This is a genomic window from Neisseria sp. (assembly GCF_030527965.1).
GTDB lineage: Bacteria > Pseudomonadota > Gammaproteobacteria > Burkholderiales > Neisseriaceae > Neisseria.
Genome location: NZ_JAUMZU010000001.1, coordinates 39,058 through 55,346, shown reverse-complemented (window position 1 = coordinate 55,346; position 16,289 = coordinate 39,058). Strand labels below are relative to the sequence as shown.

Sequence of the window (16,289 nt, the reverse complement as noted above, 5' to 3'; positions counted from 1 at the left end):
CCGGGCAATGTGGAATTCGTGTAGTCGGCCGTAGCCGCTGAGCTGGAATATATAATAAAAAGCAGCGGTATGGAAACTGCTTTTTGCGCGTCACCCGAGATTTTCAGACAGGCATTGCCGATTTTCCTTTATATTTCTCACTCGGATAACGATAATATGCTGCTTGATAATGCCTGTCTGAATACCATGATTGCCGCCTTCAACCATTTTCCGCCGTTACAAACGCTACTTGATACGGCGAAGCAATACGGTCTCATCGCCATTTGTCTGCCGAATAAAACCATTCCTGCACTAAGCCTGTCTGAAAATGCCACTCAGGCAGAAAAAACATTGCGGCACCGCCTGCAAAACGCGTTTGGCTGCCTGCAGTTTGCCGGCGCCAACGTTTTGCGCGACATTCTGCCCGATACCGAACTCTGGTTGATGCCGCCCGAAGCAGCGCACCGTCTGCACGAATATTTTCCGCAAGCGCCAATCTGGCAAACCACGGCCTTGCCCCAAACCGAAGCGGTCGCCCAAAAGCCGTGGTTCATACCACCCTGCCGACCCAAGCCGCAACGCGCTGCGATTATCGGCGCAGGCATTGCCGGCGCAGCAACCGCACGCGCTTTAGCCGAGCGCGGTGTGCAAGTCTGTGTTTTAGAAAGCGCCCGACCCGCAGAAGCTGCCTCCGGCAACCGGCAAGGCTTGCTCTACACCCGCATATCGCCGCACGATACCGAGCAAACCGAATTACTCCTCTGCGGATACGGCCACACCCGCCGTTTGCTGGAACGCCTGCTGCCCAAGCAAACCAGCTGGGGCGGCGCCGGCGTATTGCACCTCAATCATGAGCCGGCAGAACAGCAGCGCAACACTTTGCTCAGCCGCCAAACCCATCATAACCATCTTTATCACAGTGTTTCAGCCGCAGAAGCATCTGCTGCCGCCGGCATCGATTTAAACGAAGAAGGCTTATTCTGGCCACAAGGCGTATGGCTGCATCCGCCCGCTTTGGTCGCCGCCCTGTTCAAGCATCCCAACATCACGCTGCATAACTTCTCCCCGTTGCAAACCGCACAACACACCGGCAGCCACTGGCAATTAACCACACCCAACGATATAATCGAAGCCGATTGCATCATCTATTGCACCGGAGCCGACAGCGCCGCCCTGCCGCCGCTAAACATCCTGCCTTTCCGGTTGGTACGCGGCCAAACCTCGCTGGCACCCGCCACCAGCCTGTCTGAAAATCTGCGCATCGCCCTCTCCGGCGACAGCTATCTCGCGCCCGCATGGCAAGGCATTCATTGCTACGGCGCCACTTTTATCCAACACGATTCCGCCAGCGACTGGCGCGAAACAGAAGAGCAAGCCAACCGGCAAGCGTTGGGCCGCCTGCATCCCGAACTCGCCCGCAGCCTGCTTTCAGACAGGCATAACCTCCGCGGCCATGCCGCCTTGCGCTGCGACACCAGCGACCATTTACCGGTTGTCGGCGCCTTGGGCGATGCCGCCGCCATGCAGCCGTTGTACGCCCGGCTCGCACTCGACCGCAAATATCCTTTAACCGCCGCCTGCCCTTATCTGCCCGGCGTTTATATCAACACCGCCCACGGCAGCCGCGGCCTCTCCAGCGCACCGATTTGCGCCGACAGTTTGGCCGCCGAAATTCTAGGGCTACCTAACCCACTATCCCGACGCATCCGCCAAGCACTGCACCCCAACCGCTTCATCATTCGCGCCATTGCCCGCGGCACCTTATACTCAACGCCCACCAAAACAGAATCACCCTGAACCAAAACTTTTCCAACCAACCTCTGTCAAACAAAAGCCTGTCTGAAAAGTTTTCAGACAGGCATCCGATTAACCACCCGCAAAACCGGCAACCCCACCCTCCAACGCCCCATGAACACCCAATCTTCTTCTGCTCCCGACAACCTTGCCAACCCGAATTCGCTAATAGAGCAAATGATACGCCGCGCTTCCGGTGCACGCCCCAGTTGCAGCAACGAAATCACCGTGTTGCTCGACAGCACCGAAAATTTCCCCGCATGGGAAGCCGCCTTACGCTCCGCCCGAGAAAGCATCTGCATTGAAATGTATATTTTCGCACCGGATGAATTCGGCAAAACCATCCGCCAAATATTGCTCGAAAAACTAGCCGAAGGCGTTGCCGTTGCGCTGGTATACGATTGGCTCGGTTCCATCAACGCCCACCTGCGCGGCTTTTTCAAGCCGCTTATCGAAGCGGGCGCCGAAGTGAGAAGCTATAACCCGCCCGGCTGGTTCGGCGGTTTGAGCATCTTGTCGCGCAACCATAGAAAATCCATCGTTATCGACGAACACACCGCCTTCGTCAGCGGTTTATGTATTTCCTCGGCTTGGCAAGGCAACCCTGCCCGCGGCATCTCGGTTTGGCGCGACACAGGTTTGCAGCTGCAAGGGCCGGTTGTAGAAGACATTCTGGCCGCATTTGAAGACACACTGGTTTCCCAAGGCGGGAAAATGCCGGCAAACCTGCGCAATTACGAACACGGCGAAAGCCAGCCCGCCGGCAGTTCCTGCGCACGCATATTGGCCACCACACCGGCCAATACCAATACCATCCGGCTTGATTTAAGCGTTATCAGCCTTGCGCAGCAAAATATCTGGATTACCGACGCCTATTTCATGCCGACCCGCATGTATGTTCAAGCACTGGTCAATGCCGCCAACGCCGGGGTCGACGTACGGATTCTGGTTCCCCGCACTTCCGATATCAAATGGATAGGCACCGTTTCACGCACCCAATACCGGCAGCTTCTGGAAGCCGGCGTACGCGTATTCGAATGGAACGGCACTATGATTCACGCCAAAAGCGCATTGATTGACGGCCAATGGGCGCGCGTAGGCAGTACCAATCTCAATCTCTCAAGCTGGTATGCCAATCGGGAACTCGACGTTTCCATCGAAGACCCGGCAACGGTATACCAGCTCGAACGCATTTTCTTGCAAGATTTGGAAAGCGCCACCGAAGTGGTGCTCGATCCCAAAGCACGCGTCAAACCCAACGCCGAACGCAGCCCAATTTATCGAAATGCAAAAATGCTACACCGCGGCCAGATGAAAGGCATGATGCGCCAAGTCATGCAGTTAAGTTATGTGTTTGATAACAACATCGCACAAACCCGATTGGTCGATCAAAGCGAAGCGTGGGCTTATCTGGCCATCGGCACAGTTTTTCTATTCATCGCCGCTTTATTATGGTTTTTTCCACAAATTTTAGTGTGGCCGCTGCTGTTTTTACTGATATTCGGCGGGCTGGGCACCTGCTTCAACGCCGCCAAACAAATCAGGCATTTTAAAAGCAGAAACCGTTGAATCCTCAATACGGCTCGCTTATCGAAAAAGTCCTAACCGGGTAAATCTCTCTGTTTAAAATAATCACACAATAATCACTAATAGAGAATACAACATGCAAATCAGCAAAACGGTTTTACTACTTGTAGGTCTTCCCATCGCCGCTCTATATTGGGTACAGAGCACACCGGGAATGGAAGAAAAAATCAGCAAAACATTCAGCCGCTCCGAAATGTTTGAAGTGAAATTCAAAAATAGCGAGAAGCAGAAAGAGTATGAGAAAAACAAAGCGCCTTTGTTTCAAACTTCTCAAACTCAGCAAAAATCGGATTCTTCCAGCAACTAATACCCTACCTCATCAAATCAAGAAAAAAGCCTGTCTGAACATTTTCAGACAGGCTTTTCTAAATATGAAAATTTGATTTACAACACTTTCACAATGCTCTCGCACAAATAACGGATGTTATCGGCCGTAATGCCTGCTACGTTGATACGACCGCTGCGCACGGCATAAATGGCAAATTCGTCTTTCAAACGATCAACCTGCTCGGGCGTCAAACCTGAAAATGAAAACATACCGTTTTGCTTCACGATAAAGCCGAAATCTTGTTTGGCACCGTATTCTTTCAGCAAATCCACAAACTGCTGGCGCATTTCTTTAATGCGGGCACGCATCTCATCCAATTCGGCAATCCATTGTGCTTTCAAAGCCGAGTCTTTCAACACCAAGGCCACCGTAGCACCGCCGTGCGAGGCAGGATTGGAATAAAGCGTGCGGATAATCGCTTTTACCTGGCTGAACGCGCGATTGGCCGTTTCCGCATCGGCAGCCACCAAAGTAAACGCACCTACGCGTTCGTTATACATACCGAAATTCTTCGAATACGAGCTGGCAACCAACAATTCTTTGTTTAACTTGGCAAAGGCGCGCAAACCGTAAGCATCTTCTTCCAAGCCGTTGGCAAAACCCTGATAAGCAAAATCAAATAGCGGCAACCAGCCTTTTTCCGCCGACATTTTGGCCAAGGTTTCCCATTGCTCGGCGGTAGGATCAATACCGGTCGGATTGTGGCAGCAACCGTGCAACAGCACCACATCGCCCTCGCCCGCTTGGCTCAAGTCTGCAATCAGTCCGTCCCAATCCAAACTGTGAGTAGCCTTATCATAATAGCGATAATCACGGATATTCATGCCGACGGCTTTGAAAATAGCATTGTGATTTGGCCAGGTAGGAGCAGAAATCCAAATGTTTTGAGCGCCGGTTTGACGCTTGATAAATTCGGCCGCCACGCGCAAAGCACCCGTACCACCCAAGCTCTGTGCGGTTTTCGCCCGTTTGGAAGCAATGATTTCACTATCAGCGCCGAATAATAATACTTGTGTTTGCGCGTTATAATCGGCCACACCGTCAATCGTCAGATAATTTTTGGTATTTTCGGTTTCCAGCAAGCGTTTCTCCGCCTCTTTTACCGCTTTGACAATCGGCGTATTGCCCTGAGCATCTTTATAAACGCCGATACCCAAGTTTACTCTGCCTGCCCGTGTTTCGGCTTTAAACGCCTCGCCCAAACCCAGAATCGGATCGGCGGGTGCTGCTTCGATTTTATTAAAAAACATGATCACTACCTTAAGCTGTTACAATGAAAATTGATTAATTGCCATATCTATTCTGTTATACTGCGAAGCAGCTTTCTTGACAAGACCTTACATCAAATTACCCATTATTTTTTCCGACAGGCATGATGCCTTTCAACAGAATATCCGAATCAACCCGATCAATATTGGAGACGATATGCGCAAAACCATCTTATTTACGTTAGCCCTCTTTACAGCCCCCGTACTGGCAGAACCTTTAAATTATAATGTGGTTTCTTTCTCCGAAAGCGCCCGAACCACCATCGAAAACGACGTGATGAACGTTACTTTCGCCATTGAAGAGGAAGGCCGCGACCGTCAACAAGTCAGTAACCAAACCACCACGCGCCTCAATGCCCTAACCGCCCGTATTGCGGCCAACCGCGAATTTAAAAGCTCGTCAACCAACCGCAACACACGCCCCCATTACAACGAAAAAGGGAAAATTATCGGCTGGCACGACAGCGCTTACGTCAACGTACAAAGCAAAAACTTTCAAGCATTAAACAAACTAATCGCTGCCAGCCAAAACGAAGCCTCCGTACAGAATATGGGCTTTTCCGTATCACCGGAAAAACGCAGCAAAACCATCAACGAGCTCAGCCGAGAAGCCTTGAAAAATTTCCAAGCCCGCGCCAAATTCATCAGTGAGACCATGGGGTTTAAAGGCTATAAAATCGTTAATATCAAAATTGACAGCCAATTCGACACTTTCCACACGCCCAATTTAAACTTAAAAGCGCGCGCGCTAAATGCCTCTGTAAGCGAAGCAGCGCCGCAAATGAGTGGTGACAATTCCGGAACGGAAGAAGTGGTGCAGACCGTAAGCGGCTCGATTCAAATGTAATCCGCCCAAATAACCTCTTATCAAAAAAATATAGGAAAAATACCAAACCTATGCTAGTTTTGATTTAATCGGCGTTATGCACCTGAACTATTTACCCTCATCAGGTATGCCTCGTTTGCATAATACAAAACACCGATAGCAGCTTAATGCTGCTGTATTCAGAACTTGAAACCCACCCGTATTTATGAAAAAAACCGTCCTACAGTCGGCCATTCTGCTCATCCTCGGCGGCTGCACCGCAGTAGCGGAAATGGCCGGTTACAATACCGCAGCATTGAATCAAGCTTCAGCCAAACAATATCGGCAAATGATGCGGATTGCCGACGGGCGATATCTGGTCGACACAGAATCCGAAACGGCTCATCGCATTCAGCACATTTTCGAGTGTATGAAACCTTATGCAGAACGTGCCAACCAAACCGGCACGCCTTTCGACTGGCAAATGACCGTTATCAAATCAAAAGAACTAAACGCATGGGCGATGCCCGGCGGCAAAATGGCGTTTTATACCGGCATGGTCGATCTGCCTAAGTTAACCGATGACGAAATTGCCGCCGTTATCGGTCACGAAATGACCCACGCTTTAAAAGAACACGGTAAGAAAAAAGCCGGTCAGCAAGTTTTAACCCGTATCGCAGGCCAAGCCACCGGCATCGCCTTGCAAGCCACAACCGGCGTAAGCGGCGGCTTCGCCAATCTCGGTGCCGATGTATTGACGCATTACGGTGTCAAAATGACATATTCCCGCAGCCAGGAAAATCAGGCAGATGAAGGCGGGATGAAACTGATGGCACAAGCCGGTTACAACCCGCAGGGCGCCGTCAGCTTATGGCAGAAACTGGAAAAGATTGAAAGCAACGACAATCTGAAAACCGCCATCGTCTCAAGCCACCCAACCAATAAACGGCGAATGGAAAATCTGCAAAAAATGCTGCCCGAAGCTTTAAAAGCCTACCAACCCCAATCATGCTCTGAATCTTCGGCATCCGATATTTCAGACAAGCATCAATATGCCTTGGTAAACAGGAATCCAGATATATGAAGAAGCTATCTCCCTCTGCTTTGCTCCTTTCACTCGGCCTTAACATGTCTCTCGGCATGAGCGTAACAGGCTGTACCGGTGTTGCCGATGCCGTCGGTTACGACAGCGCGACCTTGAATGCTGCCGCAGCAAAAGAATACACCCAAGTCGTTTCCGCCGCCCAAAGCAAAAAGCTGATTGACAACACCTCGAATACCTCGCGCCGCGTACATGCCGTATTCAACCGGCTGAAGCCCTACGCCAACCAAGCCAACCACACCGGCGTGCCTTTCGTATGGCAGATGACCGTTATCAAATCCAACGACATCAACGCATGGGCCATGCCGGGCGGCAAAATGGCCGTTTACACCGGTATTGTCGATCGGCTGAACCTGACCGACGACGAGATTGCCGCCGTTATCGGCCACGAAATGACCCATGCCCTGCTCGAACACAGCAAAAAAGCCGTCGGGCAACAAGTCCTGACAGGCTTGGCGGCCAATATCGGCGGCTCACTATTACAATCCTCCACCGGCGTGAACAGCGACGTTGTCAGCCTAGGCACCAGCTTGGTCAGCGACATCGGCATCAGCAAACCCTTCTCCCGCACACAGGAAAACGAAGCCGATGCAGGCGGCTTACGCCTCATGGCCCAAGCCGGTTACAACCCGCAATCCGCGCTGACCGTTTGGGAAAAAATGAACCGCGTCGAAGGCAGTAATGGTGGCGCAGGTTCCCTGCTGTCTACCCACCCCTCCAACGATACGCGCATGAGCAATCTTCGCAGGCTGCTCCCCGAAGTCATGCCGATTTACGAGAAAAGCAAAAGAAAACGCTAACCCGGCCAAACTTCACAACCGCTTAATTTAAGCGGTTGTTTTCATTTCTGTAACAATCGCTGCAACTTTTTTCAGACAGGCATTGCTCCCTCTAAACTATAGCGACTATAAACACCGACAATAAGCAAGCACACCTACAATCCTAAAAGCCGCAAACCACTAACAATCATTATGATTTCCTCGTTTTTTCAAGACCGCCGAAGCCCTTCCTGTTTCATACAATTTAGTTTATGATAGCCATCAAGCCCGCATGACTACATGCGGTTTCAGAAGAAAAACATATAAAAGGAACAATCAATAATGTTAGAAGCCTATCGCAAAGCCGCCGCGGAGCGCGAAGCCCTCGGCATTCCCGCACTTCCCCTAACTGCACAGCAAACCGCCGATCTGGTGGAACTGCTGAAAAACCCGCCCACAGGCGAAGGGGAGTTTCTGGTCAACCTACTTGCCCACCGCGTTCCGCCCGGCGTGGATGATGCATCGAAAGTCAAAGCTTCTTTCCTTGCCGCCGTTGCCGAAGGCAGTGCGCAAAGCCCGCTTATCTCGCCCGAATACGCAACCAAGCTTTTAGGCACCATGCTCGGCGGCTATAACATCCACCCCCTGATTGAACTTCTGGATAACGAAAAACTCGCACCCATCGCCGCAGAAGGCCTGAAACACACCTTGCTGATGTTCGATTCCTTCCATGATGTGCAAGAAAAAGCCGAAGCAGGCAACCAACATGCCCAAGCCGTGCTCAAATCATGGGCGGATGCCGAATGGTTTACCTCTCGCGAAAAAGTTCCTGAAAAAATTACTGTAACCGTTTTCAAAGTTGACGGCGAAACTAATACCGACGACCTTTCCCCCGCACCGGACGCTTGGTCGCGCCCTGACATTCCTTTGCATGCCCTGGCCATGCTGAAAAACCCGCGCGACGGCATCACGCCCGACAAACCCGGTGAAATCGGCCCGATCAAACTATTGGAAGAACTGAATGCCAAAGGCCATCCGGTTGCTTATGTCGGCGACGTGGTCGGCACCGGTTCCTCGCGTAAATCAGCCACCAACTCGGTAATTTGGCACACCGGTTTGGATATTCCATTCGTGCCGAACAAACGCTACGGCGGCGTCTGCTTGGGCGGCAAAATTGCCCCGATTTTCTTCAATACGCAAGAAGATTCCGGCGCATTGCCGATTGAAGTGGATGTATCACAACTGAAAATGGGCGACGTAGTCGATATTCTGCCTTATGAAGGAAAAATCGTGAAAGACGGCGAAACCATAGCCGAATTCACGCTGAAATCACAAGTGTTGCTGGATGAAGTACAAGCCGGTGGCCGTATCAATCTGATTATCGGACGCGGCCTAACCGCCAAAGCACGCGAAGCATTAGGCTTGCCAGCTTCCACCGAATTCCGCCTGCCTCAAGCACCTGCCGAAAGCAATGCCGGCTTCACCTTGGCACAAAAAATGGTCGGCCGTGCCTGCGGCTTGCCCGAAGGTCAAGGCGTACGCCCCGGTACTTACTGCGAACCCCGCATGACTACCGTCGGCTCGCAAGATACTACCGGCCCGATGACCCGCGACGAGTTAAAAGATTTGGCTTGCTTGGGCTTCTCTGCCGATTTGGTAATGCAGTCGTTCTGTCATACTGCCGCCTATCCAAAACCGGTGGATGTCAAAACCCATAAAGAATTGCCTGAATTTATTTCTACCCGCGGCGGTGTTGCGTTGCGCCCGGGCGATGGTGTGATTCACTCATGGCTGAACCGTTTGCTGCTGCCCGATACCGTCGGCACTGGTGGCGACTCGCACACCCGTTTCCCTATCGGCATCTCTTTCCCTGCCGGTTCCGGTTTGGTGGCATTTGCCGCTGCAACAGGCGTTATGCCTTTGGATATGCCAGAGTCCGTATTGGTACGCTTCTCCGGCAAACTGCAACCCGGCGTCACTTTACGCGATTTGGTCAACGCCATTCCTTTATACGCCATCAAGCAGGGTTTGCTCACTGTTGCAAAAGCGGGCAAGAAAAACATTTTCTCCGGCAAAATCTTGGAAATCGAAGGCTTGCCTGATTTGAAAGTGGAACAGGCGTTCGAGCTATCCGATGCTTCTGCTGAACGTTCGGCTGCGGGCTGTACCGTGAAGCTGAATCAAGAGCCGATTATCGAATACATGAAATCCAACATTGTGTTGATGAAAAACATGATTGCCGACGGCTATAAAGATCCGCGCACACTGGAGCGCCGCATCAAAGCGATGGAAGCTTGGCTGGCCAATCCGCAGCTGCTGTCTGCCGACAAAGATGCCGAATATGCAGCCGTTATCGAAATCAATATGGACGATATCAAAGAGCCGATTATCGCCTGCCCGAACGATCCGGACGATGTTTGCTTCATGTCTGAAAAATCAGGCACGAAGATCGACGAAGTGTTTATCGGCTCATGCATGACCAACATCGGCCACTTCCGCGCCGCTTCCAAACTGTTGGAAGGCAAAAGCGATATTCCGGTTCGGCTGTGGATGGCTCCGCCAACCAAAATGGATGCGCAGGAATTATCCAATGAGGGGCATTACGGCGTACTCGGTCGCGCGGGTGCACGTATGGAAATGCCGGGCTGCTCGCTGTGTATGGGCAACCAAGCGCAAGTGCACGAAGGAGCGACTGTAATGTCCACCTCAACGCGCAACTTCCCCAACCGGTTGGGTAAAAATACTTTTGTTTACCTCGGTTCGGCAGAACTGGCGGCCATCTGCTCCAAGCTCGGCTATATTCCTACTGTTGAAGAATATCAAGCCAATGTCGGCATCATCAATGAGCAAGGCGATAAAATCTACCGCTATATGAATTTCAACGAAATCGAAACGTATAACGATGTCGCCGAAACGGTAAAAGTTTAAATCATTAAGCATCATTTATTTTCAGACAGGCATATCACTCCAGATGCCTGTCTGAAAACCAAAACGGGATAATTTTGTTATCCCGTTTTTTTTAATCAACTCAAAACAATAATATACGAATAGTTTAATCCTAATCCGCCTTACCATATTAGGGTATAATACGCCTCCGTTTTTTTATTTCGCTCCATCCATTCCGAATGCTCCGATACCGGAAAATTGAAACTGACCATCGCTTTGCGCAACACCAAGGCCACCGACATCATGCCACGCTGCCGGCGCATACGCTTGATTGCCCGGAATGTGGGCAACGGGTCGACATTCCCCACTTGATGCGGGGGCAGGAATGCCATTGCCCGCGCTGCGGCTACCGGCTTGCAAGGGTGGAGAGCAATCCGTTTTTGGCGCCTCTGTCTTTCGCCATCAGTTCGTTAATCATTATGGCTATCGTATACAGCCTGATGTTTATCATCGTCAAAATGCCCGGCGTCGGCGTGTATTCCAAACTAACGTTGCCGGTGATGGTCAAAACATTAATTGTTCAGGATTTTGGCATTCTGGCGGAAATCATGTTTGCCCTCACCTTTGGCACGCCTCTGTTGTTTTTATTGCTTTGCACTTATGTTTTTTACGCCCTGCACCGCCAAATTCCTTTGCCCTGCCTGCTTTATGCAACGCGCACGATGGTCAGGCTACGCGAATGGATTATGGTAGACGTTTTCTTTATTTCCACCCTTGTTGCTTATATCAAACTTAAAAGCGTTGCCGTATTAACCTTTGGCCCTGCCTTCTGGCTGATGCTGGTGCTGGCCGTCTTGCTCATCCGTACTTCCGTATCCATACCGCAACATTGGGTTTATTACCAAATTCACCACCTGCTCGGTCGTTCTCCCATTCATGAAGCAGAATCATCTTCCGTCTGCTGCAGCTCTTGTTTGTATTTTCGACCTGAAATTGAAACCGAATGCGGCGTATGCGGTTCGCCGTTGTTCAACCGGCGGCCCAAAAGTTTAAGCATCGCCACTGCTTTTCTCATCGCCGCCGCCATATTGTATATTCCTGCCAATCTGTTTCCGATTATGATTTCCTCAAATCCGACGGCCTTGGAAATCAGCACCATCCTAAACGGCATTATTTACATGTGGAACGATGGCGACCGCTTGATTGCCGTTATCATTTTTAGCGCCAGCATCGCCGTTCCATTGCTGAAAATCATCAGCATGTCGGTTTTAATTTTATCGGCACACCGCCGATTACCTTTTACCATTGAAAAAATGTCGCTGGTTTACCGAATTACCGAATCCATCGGCCGCTGGTCTATGATTGATATTTTTGTCATCATTATCCTGATGAGCGCGTTCCACACCCCGATAGCACGTGTTTTACCCGGCCCGGCCGCCATTTATTTCTGCCTGGTGGTTATTTTGACCATGCTCTCCGCACACTTCTTCGACCCACGCCTTTTGTGGGACAAAACCACACCGGCCGACCCGACTTATTAAAGAAAACTTATGACAATGAACGAGCAAACTCCAAAGCCCGTACCGGCACGTATCAAGAAAAACACCACATTTTCCTCTTTCGTCTGGCTGATTCCGCTGATTGCCTTAATCGCCGGCATTTGGCTCTTATTCCAAAACATCCGCGATACAGGCCCTGAAATTACCCTATTGATGGACAGCGCAGACGGCATTGAAGTCAATACCACAGTGATAAAAGTATTGAGCGTAGACGTCGGACGCGTAACGAAAATCCGGTTACGGGAAGACCGCAAAGGCGTGGAAATCACGGCGCAGCTCAATGCCGATACCAAAGACATGATGCGTAAAGACACCCAGTTTTGGGTGGTTAAACCACGCATCGACCAAAGCGGTATCTCCGGCCTGACTACTTTGGTTTCAGGCTCTTACATCGCCTTTACGCCCGGCTCGTCAGAAGAAAGCGAGAGCGTTTTCAAAGTATCTGATATCCCGCCGATTGCCGCCATCGGCCAAAGCGGCCTGCGCTTACACCTTATCGGCGACAACAGCAAACTGTTGAGCGCCGGCAGCCCAATTCTCTATGAAGGTTTTAACGTCGGGCAGATTGAAACCGCAAAATTCAATCCGACCACCCAAACCGTGGATTACACAATTTTCGTCAACAGCCCGAATGAAAAACTCATCAGTGCCGACAGCCAATTCTGGCTTGAAAGCGGCGTGAGCGTGCAAACCACCGGCAACGGCATCAAAATCGACAGCGCGCCGATCTATACCCTGCTATCCGGCGCCATTGCCTTCCGCACACCCAAAGGCGAGAAAAAACCGGTCTCCAACGAAGACACCTTCGAGCTTTATAACGACCTTGCCCAAATCGAGAACCTGCCCGACGAACGCGCGCTTTACTATGTCGCATTCTTCAAAAACTCCGTACGCGGCCTAAGCGCAGGCTCGCCTGTAGAATACAAAGGTATTAATATCGGCAGCGTTACCGATGTGCCCTACTTCTCTAAAAACGACAGCACCCGCCTGTTCCAAAACGGCTTGATACCGGTTCGCTTACGCATCGACCCTTCGCGTATCGAAGTGAATGCCGATCCGCAAAATAAAGCTTATTGGCAGGACCAGCTCAAACAAGCGCTGGAAAAAGGGCTCAATGCCACGCTCTCCAACAACAACCTGATTCTCGGCAGCAAGATGATCGAATTAACCGACAGCACGCCGGACAGCAAGCTCAGACCATTTAAAGAATATAACGGCAATCTTGTTATCGCCACGCACAACAGCGGCCTGGACGATTTGCAAGCCCAGCTAGGAAAGCTGCTTGATAAGTTTAATAAACTGCCGCTGGAAAACACAGTGGGCGAATTGAACGGCAGCCTGAAAGAATTGAAAGCCACCCTCAATTCCGCCAACCGCTTGATCAGCAAGCCGCAAACTCAGCAAATCCCGGCCGAGCTGAATCAAACGCTTAACGAGCTGCGCAGCACGCTGCAAGGCGTTTCACCCCAATCGCCCGTGTACCAAGACGTGCAAAACACCTTACGCAGTCTGGATAAAACCATGCGTGATGCCCAGCCTTTGCTTAACACTTTAAAAGAAAAACCCAATTCGCTGATTTTCAACCAAAGCGCAAAAGATCCGACACCGAAAGGAAGCCGCTAAATGAAAAAATTGCTTACCGCCACCCTGACTGCCGTAACCTTAAGCGCCTGTAGTACAACTGCTGCCACTCAGTATTACAGCTTGCCAGACAGCCAGTTTGAATTGCCTCAAGGCCAAGGTAAAGAAATTGCCGTACAAATTGTTTTAGCGGAGCCGCTCAACAACGGCGGTTTGGTTTACCAAACCGACCCGTTAAGCCTTAACTTCGCCCGCAACAATCTCTGGGCCTCTCCGCTGGATCAAGCCTTAGCCGCCAGTTTCTCCAACAAACTGAATCGGCGGCAACATTCTTCTTACCGCTACGTTCCGGCTAGCCGTAGCGGCAGCAGCCAAGTATTGAAGATTTATATCGAAGCGTTCAACGGCAGCTACAAAGGCAGCACCTTGGTAAAAGGCTATGCAGTCCGCCCGAACGGACATGGCAAAAATTTCAATATCGAAACGCCGCAACAAGGCGACGGCTACCCCGCCATGATTCAATCATTGGATGAAGGCGTAGAAAGCGCAGCAGCTGCCTTGGCCGACTAAATACCAGCTAGCTTGAACAAAGCCTGCCTGAAAAATTTCAGACAGGCTTTGTTTTACCTAAGGCACTTGCAACAATAATTAAAAATTCACTTTTCCAAATAACACCGATTCATTTTCAAATTTCAAGACGACTGTTGTCTGTATTCGCCATCTAATTCAGTAATCGGAGCAGCTGATATGTTCCTCCAATTCCCAGCCTTTGTAATTGCCGAACCAAAGCAGGTTGCCTTCCTTATCCGTCATCTCGCGCGGTATGCCGATTTGGTCGCAGTGGAAATAGTGGGTTTGCTGCGGCTGCTCCGGGTCTTTTGAATCGAAGATTTGCGCCAACGGCTCGTAGCTGTCTTGGTCGGTATAAACGTAAGTATACGTGCCTTTGCCGTTTGTTTCCTGTAGCAGATGGCTGCCGTCCCAGATGAACTCGGTGCGGCTGCCTGCTATCGGCTGCGCTTCTTTCAGACAGGCTTCTTCGCCGAAGATGCGCGGCGGGTCGTTTTCCACCTGCTCTTTGGCTATCCTTCTGCCGATGGCATCGTAGGTATAGCGCCAAGTCTGCTGTTGTCCGTTTTGATGGATTTCGGCTTTAATCAGTTGGTCTTTTAAGTCGTATTGATATTTTTGGATTTCGCCGTTCGGCAGCTCTCGGTAGATTAGGTTGCCGTATTCGTCGTAAACGTATTGGTTGCCTTCATAGTGGGTAACCAGATTGTCTTTAACGCTTTGATCGGCTTTGTCAACGATGTTGTGCGCCGGATCGAAGGCGAAGCGTTGTTCGCCGGCTTGGGTGATGCGGCCGAGTTGATCATAGGCGTAATGGGTAGTACCGAAACGCTGGTCGGTCGATTGGGTCAGGTTGCCGGTTTTGTCGTAGCCGTAGCTGCGTTTAACCGCGGTGATGGTTTGGGCTTTGCTGCCGGTTTCAGACAGGCTTTGCAGCTCGGCGGTTTGTTGTTTCAGCCTGCCCAGCGGATCGAGCTGATAGCGGCTGTTAAGTTTGCCTTGGCTGCGTTGGATTTCGCGATGCAGTTTATCCCGTTCGATGTCGGTCAGCGGATTGCCGTTCAGGCTGATTTGGTGCAGGTGGCCGCTGCCGTAGTAGAGGTAATCCAGCCGTTGGCCGTTCGGCAGATGGGTGGCGGTGCGGTTACCGTTGGCATCGTAAACATAACGGACGTTGCGGTGGGTGTGTTGCAGAATCAGGTCGTGGTCGGGATTGCGCCAGTCGGTCAGCGGCAGTGCGTTGCTTTGGTCGACTTCGGGGCGGTGGAAACGGAAGCTCTCTTGCAGGATGCGGCCGTTGGCATCGTAGTCGAAACCGGTAATGCTGTGCGGGTCGGCGGCGCGGACTAAGCGGCCTTCGGCATCGTATTGGAACAGGGTTTCCTGCGTGCCGCCCTGTTGGTCGTGGGCCATGCTGGCAATCAATCTGCCGAGCGTGCCGCGCTGGAATTCGGTAATGCGCAGCGGGGTTTTGTCTTTCAGACAGGCTTTGGGATCGGTTTGATGCCTGTCTGAATTTTGGGCGAACAGGTCTTTGAGTACGGCTTCGTTTTCGGCCAGACGACCGTATTCGGTTTGCTGGGTTAATTCGCCGCCTTGGTTGTAATGGTAAGCAGTCAGTTTTTGATCGAAGTTTTATTGTGATAGATATCCTGTTTCATAATCCAATTCTTCATTCTCTAGTAAACTATCCAAAAAATTATATATTAACTCAATATCAACAGTAATTGGCACATTAATTGCATAAAACTTTTCATCAAATGCTTCAAAAGAACAACCTAGCTCTGTTAACCTAGCTAAAACCTGATCTTTTAATTCCTGATCATCATTAAAAAAAATAATCCTAATCGTGCTGTTATTACTATGAACTATAGTCTTTCTATATAAAAAATAGTTTTCTTCTTGCTTTTCAGCGCTTACTATATCTCCTAACGATACTTCTTTACTATAAAATGGTATATTATCAATTTTAAAAAATCCTTCTTTTGTTGGTTCAGCCCAAATACTTTCCATTGATACAGGTGGATAGTCGCCCACAACTTCAAGTCTAAAAAATATTTTTTTCATTCTAA

General features: G+C 50.5%; 13 protein-coding genes. 10 read left to right on the top strand and 3 right to left on the bottom strand.

Features of this window, described 5'->3' with window-relative positions:
* Positions 1 to 69 precede the first annotated feature (69 nt).
* The 3 genes from mnmC (at position 70) to Q4A84_RS00240 (ending at position 3,667) form a co-directional block, all read left to right on the top strand.
* Positions 70 to 1,776, top strand: a complete 1,707-nt coding sequence (gene mnmC / locus Q4A84_RS00250) for an FAD-dependent 5-carboxymethylaminomethyl-2-thiouridine(34) oxidoreductase MnmC (RefSeq protein ID WP_303086921.1) — start codon at positions 70 to 72, stop codon at positions 1,774 to 1,776.
* 111 nt (positions 1,777 to 1,887) lie between these two features.
* The gene (locus tag Q4A84_RS00245; protein WP_303086920.1) at positions 1,888 to 3,342 is read left to right on the top strand and encodes a phosphatidylserine/phosphatidylglycerophosphate/cardiolipin synthase family protein; all 1,455 of its coding nucleotides are present in this window, start codon (positions 1,888 to 1,890) and stop codon (positions 3,340 to 3,342) included.
* A gap of 94 nt (positions 3,343 to 3,436) precedes the next feature.
* Positions 3,437 to 3,667, top strand: coding sequence for a hypothetical protein (locus Q4A84_RS00240; protein ID WP_303086919.1), 231 nt, complete (start codon positions 3,437 to 3,439; stop codon positions 3,665 to 3,667).
* Positions 3,668 to 3,744: 77 nt separating this feature from the next.
* Here Q4A84_RS00240 and Q4A84_RS00235 read toward each other — a convergent pair whose 3' ends face one another.
* Entirely contained in the window at positions 3,745 to 4,938 is a 1,194-nt protein-coding gene (locus tag Q4A84_RS00235; protein WP_303086918.1) for an amino acid aminotransferase, read from the bottom strand.
* Positions 4,939 to 5,014: 76 nt separating this feature from the next.
* Here Q4A84_RS00235 and Q4A84_RS00230 point away from each other — a divergent pair, with 76 nt between their 5' ends.
* The 7 genes from Q4A84_RS00230 (at position 5,015) to Q4A84_RS00200 (ending at position 14,217) form a co-directional block, all read left to right on the top strand.
* Positions 5,015 to 5,803: an SIMPL domain-containing protein gene (locus Q4A84_RS00230; protein ID WP_303086917.1), complete on the top strand. Its 789-nt coding sequence runs from the start codon at positions 5,015 to 5,017 to the stop codon at positions 5,801 to 5,803.
* Positions 5,804 to 5,987: 184 nt separating this feature from the next.
* Complete coding sequence (locus Q4A84_RS00225; RefSeq protein WP_303086916.1) at positions 5,988 to 6,845, top strand: M48 family metallopeptidase; 858 nt, start codon at positions 5,988 to 5,990, stop codon at positions 6,843 to 6,845.
* Positions 6,842 to 7,663 carry a M48 family metallopeptidase gene (locus Q4A84_RS00220; RefSeq protein ID WP_303086915.1) on the top strand — a complete coding sequence of 274 codons (822 nt, stop codon included), beginning with the start codon at positions 6,842 to 6,844 and terminating at the stop codon, positions 7,661 to 7,663. Before Q4A84_RS00225 ends, Q4A84_RS00220 begins: the two co-directional genes overlap by 4 nt.
* 300 nt (positions 7,664 to 7,963) lie before the next feature.
* Complete coding sequence (acnB, locus tag Q4A84_RS00215) at positions 7,964 to 10,549, top strand: bifunctional aconitate hydratase 2/2-methylisocitrate dehydratase (RefSeq protein ID WP_303086914.1); 2,586 nt, start codon at positions 7,964 to 7,966, stop codon at positions 10,547 to 10,549.
* Positions 10,550 to 10,746: 197 nt separating this feature from the next.
* Positions 10,747 to 12,048, top strand: a complete 1,302-nt coding sequence (locus Q4A84_RS00210; RefSeq protein WP_303086913.1) for a paraquat-inducible protein A — start codon at positions 10,747 to 10,749, stop codon at positions 12,046 to 12,048.
* A gap of 15 nt (positions 12,049 to 12,063) precedes the next feature.
* Positions 12,064 to 13,689 carry an intermembrane transport protein PqiB gene (pqiB, locus tag Q4A84_RS00205; protein WP_303086912.1) on the top strand — a complete coding sequence of 542 codons (1,626 nt, stop codon included), beginning with the start codon at positions 12,064 to 12,066 and terminating at the stop codon, positions 13,687 to 13,689.
* On the top strand, positions 13,690 to 14,217 hold the full coding sequence (locus tag Q4A84_RS00200; RefSeq protein ID WP_303086911.1) for a membrane integrity-associated transporter subunit PqiC: 528 nt from the start codon (positions 13,690 to 13,692) through the stop codon (positions 14,215 to 14,217).
* Between the two features lie 156 nt (positions 14,218 to 14,373).
* Here the strand turns inward: Q4A84_RS00200 and Q4A84_RS00195 are convergent, their stop codons facing one another.
* Positions 14,374 to 15,630 (bottom strand): RHS domain-containing protein, encoded by a 1,257-nt coding sequence (locus Q4A84_RS00195; RefSeq protein WP_303086910.1) that lies wholly within the window; start codon positions 15,628 to 15,630, stop codon positions 14,374 to 14,376.
* Positions 15,631 to 15,852: 222 nt separating this feature from the next.
* Complete coding sequence (locus tag Q4A84_RS00190; protein WP_303086909.1) at positions 15,853 to 16,284, bottom strand: DUF4265 domain-containing protein; 432 nt, start codon at positions 16,282 to 16,284, stop codon at positions 15,853 to 15,855.
* Between the last annotated feature and the right edge of the window lie 5 nt (positions 16,285 to 16,289).

Excerpts from the sequence above, each read along its gene's own strand:
- Q4A84_RS00220 (WP_303086915.1), top strand. The coding sequence starts at position 6,842 with ATGAAGAAGCTATCTCCCTCTGCTTTGCTCCTTTCACTCGGCCTTAAC.
- mnmC (WP_303086921.1), top strand. The coding sequence starts at position 70 with ATGGAAACTGCTTTTTGCGCGTCACCCGAGATTTTCAGACAGGCATTG.
- pqiB (WP_303086912.1), top strand. The coding sequence starts at position 12,064 with ATGAACGAGCAAACTCCAAAGCCCGTACCGGCACGTATCAAGAAAAAC.
- Q4A84_RS00240 (WP_303086919.1), top strand. The coding sequence starts at position 3,437 with ATGCAAATCAGCAAAACGGTTTTACTACTTGTAGGTCTTCCCATCGCC.
- Q4A84_RS00225 (WP_303086916.1), top strand. The coding sequence starts at position 5,988 with ATGAAAAAAACCGTCCTACAGTCGGCCATTCTGCTCATCCTCGGCGGC.
- Q4A84_RS00190 (WP_303086909.1), bottom strand. The coding sequence starts at position 16,284 with ATGAAAAAAATATTTTTTAGACTTGAAGTTGTGGGCGACTATCCACCT.
- Q4A84_RS00235 (WP_303086918.1), bottom strand. The coding sequence starts at position 4,938 with ATGTTTTTTAATAAAATCGAAGCAGCACCCGCCGATCCGATTCTGGGT.
- Q4A84_RS00195 (WP_303086910.1), bottom strand. The coding sequence starts at position 15,630 with ATGGCCCACGACCAACAGGGCGGCACGCAGGAAACCCTGTTCCAATAC.
- Q4A84_RS00210 (WP_303086913.1), top strand. The coding sequence starts at position 10,747 with ATGCTCCGATACCGGAAAATTGAAACTGACCATCGCTTTGCGCAACAC.
- Q4A84_RS00245 (WP_303086920.1), top strand. The coding sequence starts at position 1,888 with ATGAACACCCAATCTTCTTCTGCTCCCGACAACCTTGCCAACCCGAAT.
- acnB (WP_303086914.1), top strand. The coding sequence starts at position 7,964 with ATGTTAGAAGCCTATCGCAAAGCCGCCGCGGAGCGCGAAGCCCTCGGC.
- Q4A84_RS00200 (WP_303086911.1), top strand. The coding sequence starts at position 13,690 with ATGAAAAAATTGCTTACCGCCACCCTGACTGCCGTAACCTTAAGCGCC.